The organism is Priestia sp. P1_B12_1, from assembly GCF_056406695.1.
This window is the reverse complement of record NZ_JBFTZR010000007.1, coordinates 100,301-114,829: the sequence shown is the minus strand read 5'-3', so window position 1 is coordinate 114,829 and position 14,529 is coordinate 100,301. Positions and strand designations below refer to the sequence as shown.

The 14,529-nt window shown below is 31.8% G+C and carries 9 protein-coding genes; 5 read left to right on the top strand and 4 right to left on the bottom strand.

The window, feature by feature from the left end; all coding sequences use genetic code 11:
* Window positions 1–317: 317 nt before the first annotated feature.
* Genes AC1D0Y_RS21570 through AC1D0Y_RS21555 form a run of 4 tightly spaced genes read left to right on the top strand, consistent with a single transcriptional unit; the run spans window position 318 to window position 6,668 of the window.
* The gene (locus AC1D0Y_RS21570; protein WP_477707914.1) at window positions 318–1,571 is read left to right on the top strand and encodes a hypothetical protein; all 1,254 of its coding nucleotides are present in this window, start codon (window positions 318–320) and stop codon (window positions 1,569–1,571) included.
* Window positions 1,565–4,210 (top strand): hypothetical protein, encoded by a 2,646-nt coding sequence (locus AC1D0Y_RS21565; RefSeq protein WP_477707913.1) that lies wholly within the window; start codon window positions 1,565–1,567, stop codon window positions 4,208–4,210. Before AC1D0Y_RS21570 ends, AC1D0Y_RS21565 begins: the two co-directional genes overlap by 7 nt.
* Window positions 4,211–4,219: 9 nt before the next feature.
* A complete protein-coding gene (locus AC1D0Y_RS21560) occupies window positions 4,220–5,872 on the top strand; it encodes a hypothetical protein (protein WP_477707912.1) in 1,653 nt (550 codons plus the stop codon).
* Complete coding sequence (locus AC1D0Y_RS21555) at window positions 5,865–6,668, top strand: hypothetical protein (protein ID WP_477707911.1); 804 nt, start codon at window positions 5,865–5,867, stop codon at window positions 6,666–6,668. Before AC1D0Y_RS21560 ends, AC1D0Y_RS21555 begins: the two co-directional genes overlap by 8 nt.
* Before the next feature lie 200 nt (window positions 6,669–6,868).
* On the opposite strand, the gene AC1D0Y_RS21550 is transcribed toward AC1D0Y_RS21555, so the two are convergent.
* Genes AC1D0Y_RS21550 through AC1D0Y_RS21540 form a run of 3 tightly spaced genes read right to left on the bottom strand, consistent with a single transcriptional unit; the run spans window position 6,869 to window position 10,481 of the window.
* Window positions 6,869–8,803, bottom strand: coding sequence for a DUF3732 domain-containing protein (locus AC1D0Y_RS21550; protein WP_477707924.1), 1,935 nt, complete (start codon window positions 8,801–8,803; stop codon window positions 6,869–6,871).
* A 2-nt stretch (window positions 8,804–8,805) separates the two neighbouring features.
* A complete protein-coding gene (locus AC1D0Y_RS21545; RefSeq protein WP_477707910.1) occupies window positions 8,806–9,297 on the bottom strand; it encodes a three component ABC system middle component in 492 nt (163 codons plus the stop codon).
* On the bottom strand, window positions 9,294–10,481 hold the full coding sequence (locus tag AC1D0Y_RS21540) for an ABC-three component system protein (protein WP_477707909.1): 1,188 nt from the start codon (window positions 10,479–10,481) through the stop codon (window positions 9,294–9,296). The genes AC1D0Y_RS21545 and AC1D0Y_RS21540 overlap by 4 nt, the downstream gene beginning before the upstream one ends.
* A 463-nt stretch (window positions 10,482–10,944) precedes the next feature.
* On the opposite strand from AC1D0Y_RS21540, the gene AC1D0Y_RS21535 reads away from it, so the two are divergent.
* Window positions 10,945–13,701: an Ig-like domain-containing domain gene (locus tag AC1D0Y_RS21535; protein WP_477707908.1), complete on the top strand. Its 2,757-nt coding sequence runs from the start codon at window positions 10,945–10,947 to the stop codon at window positions 13,699–13,701.
* Between the two features lie 238 nt (window positions 13,702–13,939).
* On the opposite strand, the gene AC1D0Y_RS21530 is transcribed toward AC1D0Y_RS21535, so the two are convergent.
* Window positions 13,940–14,332, bottom strand: a complete 393-nt coding sequence (locus AC1D0Y_RS21530; protein ID WP_477707907.1) for a hypothetical protein — start codon at window positions 14,330–14,332, stop codon at window positions 13,940–13,942.
* Window positions 14,333–14,529 lie beyond the last annotated feature (197 nt).

The following is a 14,529-nucleotide window of genomic DNA, read 5'->3' as shown; positions in this document are numbered from 1 at the left end:
ATCGCCATATCATTGTACATAAATATTTTGAACATATTAAATTATATTAGATTGAATAGTTCTATTGATATGAAAGGCTTTTTTGATTTTATAGAGATTTTTTTGTGTGTACATATAATATAAAACGTAATAAAATAGCATTATAAGGTATCTTAATCAAATGTTACCAATTAAGTTTGTACATATTTTTTGTTTATTAAGACATAGCATTAGGGAGAGTGTACGGCTCGTCAGAAGTGAGAATGAGGACCCTAGAAGCAAGAATTACAATCAAGGCTGCTAGAAATACTGTTTAAGATAAGAATGGGGGAGTGAAATTGTTAAACCGTGTGGATAATACTGATACAATGGTTTTACCAATTTATAGGTTTAAGTATTTTACTGATGTGATGCAGATAGATTGGGGAGAAAACAATGTTAAAAAGAAATTTGCATTAATTTCTGCTAAAAAAATAAATCAAGGTAGTGGTGCAACTGTCAAGGTAATTCATCCTTTATCGGAATTTATTTTACAAAGATATTCAGCTAAGAGTTTTAACACGATGAAAAAGCATTCGGATAACATAGTGAAATTCTTAAATTATATTCATTTAAATGAAAAGCGATTAGAAATAGAGTCCCTCACCGAACTAAAGCTTTCTCACGTTACTAACTTTTTGAATCAACTTGAAGTTAGCGGGGGAACGGTCCGACAATATGAACGAACTTTAACTAACTTTTATGTTTTCCTATCTAGAAAAGGGTTTTTACCTGAGATTGAAGAGAAAGAATTTGTTCAAAAAGAATTACAGTGGGGCAGTTCAAAAACAACATATTACAAGTCTCCGTTCAAAGGAGTCATTTATCCTAGATTAGCCGAAGATAAAAAAGAGCATTTGTTTCCACTTAAGTACTTCCCGCTTCTGTTGGAAATAACGGTAATAGAAGCTCCAAGAATTGCTTTAGGAATTTATCTACAGTTTATGGGAGGGCTACGTTGTGGAGAAGTAGTTAACCTTTCAAGAGCACAAGTAACGAGAAGGATTAAAAATGGAGATTTTATATTGAACATTAAGAATCGTAATTATAGAACAGATATAAAGGATCAAACAAGCTCAGAAGTTAAACGACCGAGAACACAGGAGGTCTTTAATGTTAAAGGCTGGCTAACTGTTTTATTTGAGGATCATATAGCTCGATTCAGGTCAATTAATGGTAGTGACGCCCTCTTTATCAATGCACGGGGAAAAGCAATGACTGCGAAAAGTTACAATCAATATTTTAATAATGTAAAACAAGCTTTCTGTAATTATTTAAAGGTCTACGGTGATGTAGATGATATTGCTGTTGCAGATCACCTTCGAATGGTAGATTGGTCTACACATATTGGTAGAGGCACTTTTACTAATATGGTTGCAGAACGTACAGATAATCCATTTTTAATTGCATATAAACGTGGTGACAAGCACATAACTTCCGCCCTTCCTTATATTGCGAAGACAAGCAGACTGCGTGAAAAAATAGAAGATGCGTTTAAAGAGTTGAATAATGATTATATTCCTAGATTATTGGAAAGAAGAAATAGATGCTGAGTACTAAAGAAGCTATTCAAAAGCTCAATGCAGAAACCCGAGATTATTTAACAAGCAAACAAGTTTCAACTATTTTGACTGAAGTTTTAGGTGAGGTAAAACCAACGACTGTTACTAGCTATTGTAGACAAGGTTTGTTTAAAGGCAGTAAGAATATTGATAATTCGTGGCAAATACCCAAATTGATAATTCTGAATATTATTTTAAATAAAGAGAGTGTTGAGGAAAATTATTTTACTGTTATTCAGTTGGCTAAGAAGTTGGGAATTAGTCAAAGTCCCATCAAACGTATGATAAATAATGGGGAGCTTAAAGCTGAAGAAATAACTATACTTACTTCAAAAGGTATTTACATATCAAAACATCAACAAAAATTAAGAACTTTACTAGTACTTAAAGAGAAGCTTGATACTGGTGATTTTGTTAGCCGTTCTGAAGTTGCAAAGGAATTAAAACTAGACTTAATACAATTGCCCAATTTAGAAAATAGACTTCCAGACAAGGACAAATTTGTTTTCTTTAAGGTGGCTTATGTTAAAAGAAAAAGTTTAGAAGGTTTAATAAAAAAACATAAAAGAAAAGAAGGATATATAACTGTAAGTAAAGCCGCAGAAAGACTTGGGAAAAGTAAATCATCAGTTCAAAATTATTGCAAAGAGGGAGTAATTCCAGATGCTTATATGTCCAGAAATACGTGGATGGTCCCTTGTAATTACGTTGAAGAAATACTACTAGCAGGAAAAGAAGTACAAGAAAAGTATATGTCCATTAATAAATTTAGTGAAAAGGTGGGACAAACTAGACAGACAGTAACTTATAGAATTAAAAAAGGGGATATTCCTCATTTTCAAAAAATTGAAGGTAGGTGGTTAATTCCAGTTGATAAAGTTTCTGAATATATCGATAACTACGAGTGGTTACAAAGAGAGACACGCCCTGTAGTTAAAACTGATGATTATTATTCAAAAGAAAATATGATAAAGGAATTTAAGGAACGTGTCTTCAAAATAATAAATCCCGAAATACCTGAAATTACGGATTTATTCATACAATACGTAACGCAGGTTATAGGTAAAACCCGTTCAAAGGGGAGCAGAGTAAAAGATTTGGTTGCTGAGAATGTAAATATGTACAAGAAAATATTACTGTTATTATCTAAGGATATAGGTGAAGGTATTGAAGATGATATACAATCAGCCTTAATTAAAACTACGGCACCTGTTTATGTTAAAAAGCGTTTTTGTACTTTTATAGATTTTGCTTTTGCATTAAAAGATATAGAGTTGAAAAAGAAGTTTTCAATTAAAGAAAATAGAAAAGAAGAGGATGATGAAGAATTAGAATTATACTCTCCTGAAATATATCAAGAGATTAATTTGTACGCAAGAAGGATTGAAGATCACCTCCCAAGAGCTTTGAGGAGCGCTTCTTACGCAAATATGTGGGTGTATGTTTTAATTCATCTAACAGATGTATGGAGACACTCCGACATAGTAGAAAAAGTTCCACCTATAACTCTGGAACAAATAGGAATTAGCCGCCACGATTGGTTTAAGGAAAATAGAATGTCAATGGAGCAGTGCCAAACCATAATAAATGAACTTCATATTAAGTTAAGACCAGAGTGTACAAATAAAACAAGGTCTTATCTAACATTCTTAGTCGAGCCTACTCTTGTAGAATGTGTTGCACACGCCGTAGTCATTTCTGAGCTTCACAGAAGAAGAAAAGGCAGTGAAAAGCTTCTTTTTACTTTTATCACTCGAGCAGGTAGATCTTATAATATCGCTAAGAATCATCTTTATTTTTTTGATAAGAAACCAGAGCTTAAAATGTTTAGGAATAGAAAAATGAATCGTAGTACAATGACTTATTTATATTACCACCTCGTAGAAGAAGATGCAGATAATGCAGATATTGCACTTTCGTTTGTTAAATACTCACGTTCACACAAAGATAAAAAAGAAAATCCTGGAATCAGTGATACAACGTCTATTTATGTAAAAGTAATGAATAAAGATGGCTCAATAAACAAAGTTTCAGAAAATTTATTTAAACGTGGTCATTTTGGATGGTTATATAATTATATGATTTTATTGGCCTTGGAAGATACTGAGGCAATTCAGTCTTTAGAAGAAAGAACAAATACAATAGAAACTTTACGAAATGAAATAAAGCTCAAGGAACTTGAAGATTGGGCACATTTTTTGAATGATAACTACCAAAAAAGGCAGAATGTTATTCAACAATTGTCTAGACTTCCTGAAAATGATCTTATTGAGTTGATTAAGAAAATCTTTAATCAAGAAATGCCGGCTAAAACAAACCCTGGGCAATGTATGGTATATCCAAGTTGTAAATATCCAAGTAGAAAAAATTGTTTTGGTTGTGAATATTTTATTCCTCAACTTTACGTCCTACTAGAGGCTGCAAAGGAATTTAGAAGGTTGGTGAGGTCAATGAACAAGGCAAGATATGAGAGCACTTTTAAAAGAGATGAAAGGTTGCTAATTACTGCGTTAACCATCTTAAGTGAGGCGAAAGTAACTTTACCAAAAGAACAAGTTTATAGTTTTATCTCCTTAGACGAAATCCGTGAGGGAATTCAAAATTTGCGAAGTAAAAAATTTGTTGAATAGGTGATCTGAATGGAAATAACAAGCGTCCTAACAGAGGAACTTAACTATAAAATCGAAGTATCGGAGAAATATACTTTTAATGCAAAAACTAATAATAATCAATATAAAGAATTATTAGAGGGGATGAAAAAAGTTGGTTATGTAAAAGCCAATTCATTTAGTGATATAACTTGGCATTTCTATTGCACAATCCAGTGTAAGTGGATACTATTTAATTTTGATTTAGGGGGATACAATTCGTTTGTGCCTTCTCTTAAAGCCTACCTTTTACTTTTAAGAAAATCAGGCAATAAAGCAAAGACGGTTAGAGCTGAATTAAGACATTTAAAAGAAACAATAGTGTCAACAAAAGGTTTAAAAGATGAAGAAATCATTAAAGAATTTTTTCTCAAAGTTCTAGATGTTGAAGATAGTTATCTTAAAGGAAGGGCGTTAGTTAACTACCTTAGCTTTTATTCTGTTCCAAATATAAAAAATAAAGTTATGGAGATTTTCGAGGGTCTAAAGCAGGGTGAAAAAAAAAGTCGGGATCTTCCTGTATTTAAGGATGTTTTAACTTTCAATGATTGTGTGAATGATTATTTTGTGACTTATCCAATGGAAACAACAATTAAATTTTATCCTGTTTTTCTCTGGTGGACTATGACGAATATTATACCAATTCGTCCTATTGAATTTTTACGTATTAAAGCTGACTGTTTAAAGGTTAAAAAAGATATGTCGTATTGGATAACAATACCTCGTTTCAAGATGATTTCATCGTCTTTAGACGAAACACATTGGGAACAAGAGATACTTATTAACAAGAGAGTATATGACCTAATTAATAAGTATTCTTTATGGTTAAAGGGAATGGGTATTGAATCTAATAAGTATCTTATAACGCCTTTGGACTGGATAAATAAAAGGTTTATGCCTTCACGAGTTACAACTGAAGATGTAGAAAACGATGATAAATTTCATCGACTTATAAAACATTTTTATGAGGAAGTTGTAGAAGAACAATATGGTGAATTTGAATTAGATCAAGTAAAGCCTGGAGATACAAGACATTTTGCTATTATAAATATGTTTCTACAAGGATTCAATATCCTGTCAATTACGCGTTTGGCCGGACACGAGCGAATAACCTCCCCAGGTAACTATTATACCCACGCACAACACTTTGCGACTTCATATGTATATAAATTAGCGCAGAAGAAGGTGGAAGGGGAAATTGGCTCTTCGATGTCTGATGGTTTTATTGGTTTAAATAGTAAGCAAATAGACCGTTACAAATCGGGGATAGACACAGATGAAAAAGTAAAAAAAGAAAAATGGCGTAAAGTTGATTACGGTTTCTGTAGAGATATTGACTTTCCAAGTAATTGTGTAGAAGATTGTAGACTTTGTGAAGATTACTATTCATTTAAACCTACCATTGATGAATATAAAGAAGGGATTAAGTGGCTAGAAAGCCATTCAAAAGAACTTGAAGAAAACGTCATAAAGGTACTTGATTTGATGGCAACAGTAAGCTTAGATACATATAAGGATTTGAAAGGAATCAAAAAGTTGAATGAAAATGAGAGTAAATCACTGGCTATTCAACTTTTTAAATATATTGATCATAAAGCGATAATTGATGCTAGATTACTGGAGGAGAAATACCATTATGAGTAGTAGTATCGAGTTATATCACCGGATTGCAGGTGTAATCAAAAAATGGATTAATAAAAAATTCCCTGAAGATAGAAAAGTGAGGTTGAATGGGAGCAGAGGTCCTCTTACAAGGTTTACTGATGACGATTTAGTTGAAATTGCATTAAAAGTTAAAGCTGAGCTGCGTGGAGAAAAGATAAATCCTAGCAATCTTCAGCAATGTACTGGCGGCATTATAGGAAGACAAATATGGCGTAGAAGGATTCAGGAAAAAATAGATTTAATTAACAAACCTATGGTAGACGGCCGGGAATTAGACTTGGATAAAAACGATGAAATAAATCACGTTAATATAGATTATATTATTGAACGATATGGGACTAATCCAATGGAATTAGTCAATCAATTGTTTTATCTAGAAGAGTCAAGAATTAATCTATACAATAAGGCAAAAGAGTTAGAAAAAGAGAATGAAAGACTAGTTAAAGCTAAGGAGGAAAATGAGAAATTATCCAAAGAAAATCGAAAACTTAAAGAAGAGCTACTTCATTATGTCACTCTTTCAAATAATTTATATATTTCGAGCTATTTTCCAAATATGCGAGAAAAAGTTGGACTTAAAGGAAATGCGATTTCTATGGGCTTGAATCCCTCAAAAAGTACTAATACAAATATAAGTGTTCTGTTTCCTACATCAAAAGAATTAGAAGATAATAAGGAGTGTGTTGAGGAAATATTGGAACTTGAGAAGAAAAAGTCCGGCGAAGAAATGTATGATAGAATCGCAGATAAATTTGGGGATTTTTGGGATGGATAATGTTATGTATCACCACTTAATAATGAATAGAAATCTAGCTAGACAAAATAATCTGTGGTTAGTGGGAAAATTTGAAGAGGTTAATTATGAATAATCTTAGCTTTAAATATTATTACTAATATGGAGAACTAAAAATACACTTAAACTAAAAATACTGTTTGTATTTTTAGTTTAAGTGTAACTTACTCTTTAAAAGAAATTTAATTAGATATCCAATGCTTTGGAATTAGAGCTTGATCATTTCTCCAAGGTTTTTCTACAAGAGAGCGTTGGAATCTGTTATCTTTTATATTTGCGTGATCTAATACTATAATTTGAAGGTCTGGATATAATTCTTCACACACATTGAATAATAAATCATACATTCGCTTAACTGCAATGCTATCTTCATCAGTTATTTCACCACTGACTCCTTCAAGTTTTTGATAAACCTCTGAAGGAAAGTAAACCTGAGTTGGCTGATCGAGGATTAAAAAATTTGGTACTGGTCGTTTTCTTTGTATGAAAAATTTATGAAGAGCAAGTAGGGTGATTAAATGGCATCCTAACCAATTCTCTGCGCTTCCCATTTTATGCATAGGAATAGGGCGTTCTTCACTATCTGCTATAACCGTCAATTTTTTCAAATCTAGACGATATGGAAATTTAGAATGCTCTAGTTGGAGATCATTAGCCCAAGTAGTCATCTGTCTTCCAATTAAGTTTAGAATTGAATCTATAAGCTCCTCAGTGCGTTCTTCGCTTAGCTTATCTAATAGCTCCTCTATTCTAGCTTCAAGTTCATTAATCTCATTTTCTTCTAATAATAATTCATTTGAAGGTACAATGTTTTCTAAAAAAAGACTTATACGTCCTACCACCCAGGCTTTTTTATTATTTTTATCTTCAATATCTTTAACAAAGTCTTCGTGTGCATTTAACATTTCTATTTGTAAATTCTTTTCCAGTAATTCTTCTTTTACATCAGATAGCTGTTGTTTGAGCTTATTTAGATAGTTATCTAAATTTGCTTTCTCTGAACTTACATTCAAGAGATTTTTCGATAATCCAGCTAATGAACTCTGCATTTCTTTTATGGTAGGTGGAATAATATTAAGAGTTGAGGAACATAAAGGACAAAGGTTATCATTTTCAGATTCATCATAAAGGCCAATTGATTCTAAACGTGAAGCCTGACTTTTAACTTCCTCAGAATAAGAATTTATCATTTTTTCGTAAGAATTTATCTTTTTAATTTCCTCAGATATGCTTCTTGATGATTGTAATAGTTGTTTACGCTCCTCAAACAATTCATTTAATCGATCACTTTGGCTATCAAGTAATGTAGAAGGGCGCCATAGTAGGACATTTTTTAAAACTGAAATCATTTCTTGCTCATTAGTTACAGAAATATTATTATCAACTAGCGCAACGGATTTTGCTTCTTCAAACAAACCACTTAATTTTGTTGTTCCTTTGCCACTAAGTTTTTGTGTTTCAGTAATCTTTTTTTGTAATAACTTTAATTTTCTTTTGTAATTACGTAAATCATAATTTAACTTTAAAGTATCTTCTCTCACCGCACCTAAAAAATAGGGAAGAGTATCCTTTATAGCTTGAGGCATAAAGGGTTCGAGTTGTCTATGGAATAAAACTTGTTCGTTTGCAACCAGACTCTGCTTTTGAAATAAAAAGAATTTGGTATGCTTAAAGTTGGCTTCTAAAGCATCACGAGTGTGTTTTTCAGAAGGTATATTTAGGTTCGAACTTATACCAATAACCTTTGAAAGATAATCATTAATTGCATCGTCATTGCTATTTATTATTAGCTTATCTAGCATAGGGGTTTCTATCTTTCTACCAATCTTTATAAATGCCCTACTTTGACTCTCAGCATTTCCTCGTGGTGTAGGTTTCGCTATAAAGATTTCTCCTTCATTCATTGAAAGCTTTATAGCAAACCAAGATACAGCATTTCTAATAACTCCATCTGGAATCCCAAACTCGGACTTACCTAAGCAATAATCAACAATTTGTATAATAGCTGATTTTCCAGTTCCAGATTTACCTGTAATTACGTTGACTGTACCTATATTGAAGGGAAGAGTTCTGATTTCTCCTCGCTTATTATAAAGAGTTATTTCTTTTATTTGCATAGTCACGGTCTAATCCCCCATAACGCATAAATAGTTGTAACCTCTCCAGCTTTTGCGAACCATTTGCCCATAAATTTAGCTTTGTCTATACTTTCTAAAATCTCCTCTGTATCTCTGTGATATTTTCTATTTAACCTTTCAGAACCTATCACTAACTTGCCTTTATCATTAATTATTAATAGGTTTTTTTGTAATAAAAATATTAAAGTTTCTTTTACGATAGGGATTAGTTCTTTAACTGTGGCTGCAAACTCAACTTTGTAATCACTATTTTCTTCAATCCAGTTATGTAATTGGGTTCTTATTGTTCTAGGCAGCGCTAATCTAAAAGATTTTAATATTACTAACGGTAATGCAATAAAAGTTAATTCATAAGGAACACCTTCAGGCTTTTCGTTTTCATAAGCATTAATAAATTCTTTTAACAGCCTTCCTACATAAGCAGGGTTATAATAATGTGCTACTTCCGTAGCTCTAAGCTCCCAAGAAATCATATTTTTTGCTCCTTATAACTTTCTAATAATTTGCTAATTCGTTCTTTAAATTTTGGATGCCATCCTAAAGATAAATCTTTTTTGTCGGCTAATATATGATAACTGCCTCTCATTACGTAAGGTTCTGTGCAATTTGCTCTAATATGGATCTGAGAGTCATTCATCCAATCAAAGACTTCTAAACCCTTATCTATAAAAGTTTCTTCGATAGTATCTCGAGTTGAACGGTTAACTTTAATAAACTGTCTTTCCCATTCGTCAAACAATCGTTTTTCATATCTTTGTAGCTCACCTGCAAAAAGCAGTTCATCTTTTACCCATCTAGACCGTTGAATAAAAGCTCTATAATAATCTTTTATTGATAGCTCAACACTTTTATTATCCAAATTGAGTAAGCGAAGCTGTTCTATGAATAGCATATTTTCGTTAAGATTACCTGTCGGATTTTCATCATAGTAATCAATAGGTAAGGAATCGGATCTTAGTTGGTCTGCAAAATCAGTAATGGCATCTTGGACTTCATAACCAGAAACAAAATCTATAGAATTACCTACAAGGTGATTAATTATTTTATTAAACCACCAACCCTCTATTCTTTCATACAGCGCTTGTAAATGATTTCGTTTAGTTGATAATTTCAACCTATTTTTGATCAAGTCAGAAACTTCTATAATGTCAGGACTACCATCTACTATATATATAGCTCTTACAAGCTCTAGTTGTTCATCATCCGTTAGGCTAAGAAAAGCATCATAGTTAACTCTATCTACACTTTTTGATTTATCTATAAATGATAATAGAATTTCTCTAGCTTGTTTAGGATCTCTATGGGAGTTTGCTTTAATAAAGTATGCAGCTGAGTTTTTAGGGGTTACTCCAGTAGTTACTAATGATAAAACCACCCCTGGTAATTCAATTTCTTTTTTCTTAATAGCTTCACTCCACACCCTAATTGTTTTCCATAAGTCGGAACTGCTATTTGTTAAAGAGGCTGTTTTATTAGTATGGTGTTTTAATTGAATTAATTCTTGGGGGGTTCCATTTTCTTCAAAAGAAACATCATCTAATCTTTCAATTGCTACATCTTTTTCAAGATTTTCATCTTTTAGTATTAAATATAGTGCATATCTAACTTGATAAATATAACCGATTGCTGAGTTGCCCGCCGAAAATTGACTAGACAATTAATTATCCTCCCTATTAATTGGATTAACAATATTATACAGAAATTTAGGGTGCTAAGATAGTGTTATTATTTTTAGGATTAGTAATATGACTTTATAACTATATTCGTTTTATCTTATTAATAGATACAGATATAAGGAAATAATATCCAGTCTCGTTTTAAATTAAACTGTCGAAAATCATAAAACAAGAATGTTCTTATTTATTTTATAATGCGATTCTTCTTATAAGTTAAACTCTCTAAGTGATAGTTATGATAATCAACAAAAAAATATAAATCAGAATATTCATTAAAATATATAGGAATATATTCATAATATGGTTATTATTTATATATATCGATATGAGGAGGGGAGTTTAGACTTGAGTCTTTTGTATTGTAAAACTGGAGGAAGGAGTAAAAAAAGTTTAAGAAAGTTTTGCCCGTAAATAAAAAGAAGCCTATGTAAAAGGGGTAGGGGAATGAAAAAAATAGTCATATATGTTCTTGCACTATTAGTCATCTGCGCAATTGTTATTCAAGCATATAAAATAATGAGTGAAAAGAGAACAGAAACAGTAGCTACTCAAAATTCTAAAAGTATCTCAGTTAAGAAGGAAACAGTTAGGGAGACCGAAAATATCCCAAATAATGTAGACACAGAAAATAACGTAGAGACTAATAAGGTGTGGGAATTTTCTTTTTACAAGGAAATTAATGTGAATAGTATTACTTCAAGTAATGTATATGTTTTAGATGAAAATTATCAAAGAGTTAGTGTGCAGGTGGGGTTAAGCCCTGACAGAAAAAGTATTCTAATTTACCCTCCTGCTGGTGGATATAAAGAAGGCGAGAGTTATCAAATTAATTTTAAAAAGGGGCTTACATATACTGATGGAGAAAATGTAGATGGCCAATATCTCCAAAGTTTCTCTACAGACAGAAAAGAAGTTGAAGAAGCAAAATTAAGCCCTAAATTGAAGGTAGTAAAAGATGAGGACATTATTGAAGCTTCGGATAACCAAGTTTCAGTATCTAAAAGGTATGATAAAAGCGTGAAAGTTGGAGATATTCTGGTTTTAAAAACTAATCAGGAACCCACTGGTGTTGCAGTGAAGGTGGTTAAGAAACAAGAAAAAAATGAGGCATATAACCTTACAGTAGAAGAACCTAATTTCTTTGAACTATATGAGCAAATAAACATAAATAAAACATATGAATTTACAAAAGAAAACTTTAAACCTGCTTCAGGTGTAAGTATTGAAGAAGTAGCAGCACTTGAACCACACACACAAATATCTGCTTTGATGGGGTTAGTAGAAGATGAAACAAAGTATGAATTTAAAAATAGCATATTAGATAAAGAAGAAAAGGTAGGAGCAGAATTCAAAAAGTCGGGTATAGAATTAAGGATAAATAGTATCAACATTGGTAAGGCAAAGGTGAAACTAAGTGGACGTATAAAGTTACTTAAACCAGAAGTAGATGTAGACATTGATAGTAGGTTTTTAAATGTAAAAAAGGCTGAGTTTGTTACCACTTCGAAGGTTGAAGCAGATTTAAATATACGTAAAGGAAAGAAAGTAGACGAGGCTCAAGAGATTAAGGATTTTAATAAAATGGTACAACAAATAGGTGGGAAGAAAGAAAAAGGTGACTTCAGTTTCAACCTAGGTAAAGGTGAGTTTCCTATAGGCACAACAGGTATTTCCATAGAAGGTGAAATGAAATTTGTAGCAAAGGTTACAGCAAGTGGGGATTTTAAATATACGGTTAAATACGAAAACATTACAAAGAATGGAATAGTGTACAAGAAGAAAAAGACACCAGACATTGTATATAAAAACAAAGGGAACTTAACGTCACAATTAGATGGGCTGGGCAAGGCAAACGTTGAACTAGGACCTGAAATGGGATTTAAAATTAAGGCCTATCACATAGTAGGGTTAGGTGCAGGAGGGTCTTTAAAAGCAGATTTAGATGGTAAGATAGCAGCAGGATATTCTACTAGAGAGAAAACAAAATTTTTATGTGGAAATATAAAAAGTAAGTTAGTAACTGGGGGGAATGTTTTATTTAGTATAGAAGGTATAAGAAAAGATACTGAATTCAAAAAAGAATTTTTAAAAACAGTAGTTTACAAGTCAAATAAAGATGTTGGGAAATGCGAAAAAAGCAAAGGGATAAAAGCAAATACTCTCCAAGTACAACTAAAAGCTAATACTAATAAATCTGTTAAAGTAAAAGAAGAATACTTTGACTTTTCTAATTTCACAACAGATTTCAAAACATTTAACCCGAAAAATTTAGAGATAAAATTTGATCAAACTGGAATTGCACAATTCAAAAAGAATAAAAATAGTATAGTAGTAACGGCTAAGAAAGAACCAGAAGCTAAGAGTACTGTAATGGTATTGGAGGTTAAAAAAGGGGACTTAAAAGGGAAAATAATATCAATTCCCATTGTAATTACTGATTATGAAGAAATTCAAAAACAGAAAGAAAAAGAAAAAGCAGAAAAAGAAGCAGGTACTGAAAATAAAACTAACTGGGAAGGGGAATGGACACGCCCTCAAAAATTTGAGTGGTCAGTAATGACGATATCTAATGTTAAGGGAAATACCTTTAAGTTTAATATTAATGCTACTTTTGTTCAAAGCGTAGAACAAGCACTAAATGGTGGAGTTAAGGTAACTGAAATTGACGGAACTGCAAAAATCAATGGGAATGTAGCATTACAAGTTAAGGATGGAGAAGGAGGTCCAAATTGCCAGTTAAAGTTCGTACGAAATGGGAACAACATTTCTATTGATGGAACAGTAAACTGTCAAACGGGGCCAAGTGCTGGCTATGATGGAGACTATAAAAAGGGGCATATTCCACCCCCAGACTTTAGTGATGAGAATATTGGTATAGAGGATGGTAGTAGTGAAGGAGAACGTGATACTACTCAAGAAGATGGAATTCAAGAAGAAGCGCCAAACCAAGCGCAAGAAAATACTAGTGGAGAAAATGTACTAACACCAGAACAGGCAGAGCAACTTGTGAGAGAATATCTAAAATTACCAGCTGATAGTAACTTAACAGTTGCTGATCAGGGGGGAATCAATGAAGAAGGTGACTATATAATAAAAGTTTATGAATATTCACAGGAGGAAAATCAAGAAAAATTTTATGGAATGTATTCTGTGGGATCACGAACTGGAGAAGTTATAGACGTAAATAATGATGCATATTAATAAATAGCTGAAATAAAAGAGAAGTGGTAGTGCAATAATCCTTACCACTTCTCTTTTATGTTGCAACACAAAACAACAAAGGAAGTCGTAAAATTTACTGAAGTAATAAATAAAAAATATTATATTAGAAGATTGTATTGGGAAAATTTATAGAATTGTTAAAAAGGTAGGTTATAAAAAGCAAAGAATATTATCTAAATATTCTTTGCTTATTTAATTTTTATATTAGGATGTTAACTTAATCTATTTCACCTTTTCTAACAATAGAATTTAATTTACTGTAAAACTTTTGCAAAGCACGCTCGCGTATTATTCTGTTTTTAGTCTTGAGTATTATACTATGTTGAGATTTGAAAGGCTCAGTTTGTAGCATCTCCTCAATTTTTCTTTGAATTTCCTTATGTATTTTAAGTTTCTTTTCAACTTCCTCTTTTAAATGATTTTGCTCTGCTACAGTTAAACGCTTCATAAAATCTCTAACCCTTCGAGTTCCATATCTTCCTCTATATTTCCAATGATAGCGTTGTGATAGCGAATGTGTACGATAAGATGTTTTACGGTAGGACCAGGAATAGACATATGCGTGTCCTTTAATTATTTTAACTGAAAAATTTTTAGGATTGTTTCTCACATAATTCACCTCTTAAGTTTTTAAGATTTTAAGCTAAAAAAATTTTTTATGTTAAAAAGATGAATTTTTTTAATATATTAACTTTAATAGATAAAAGACAGTTAACTGTAGACAGTTAACTAAAAATATTGAATCTCAAAATAATCCTATAATCATTAGGTGTGAACCAGGTGTTTTTATTCTTATAAATAGAAATT

Coding starts and splice junctions, on each gene's coding strand:
- AC1D0Y_RS21555 (WP_477707911.1), top strand. CDS start 5,865: ATGAGTAGTAGTATCGAGTTATATCACCGGATTGCAGGTGTAATCAAA.
- AC1D0Y_RS21545 (WP_477707910.1), bottom strand. CDS start 9,297: ATGATTTCTTGGGAGCTTAGAGCTACGGAAGTAGCACATTATTATAAC.
- AC1D0Y_RS21560 (WP_477707912.1), top strand. CDS start 4,220: ATGGAAATAACAAGCGTCCTAACAGAGGAACTTAACTATAAAATCGAA.
- AC1D0Y_RS21550 (WP_477707924.1), bottom strand. CDS start 8,803: ATGCAAATAAAAGAAATAACTCTTTATAATAAGCGAGGAGAAATCAGA.
- AC1D0Y_RS21565 (WP_477707913.1), top strand. CDS start 1,565: ATGCTGAGTACTAAAGAAGCTATTCAAAAGCTCAATGCAGAAACCCGA.
- AC1D0Y_RS21535 (WP_477707908.1), top strand. CDS start 10,945: ATGAAAAAAATAGTCATATATGTTCTTGCACTATTAGTCATCTGCGCA.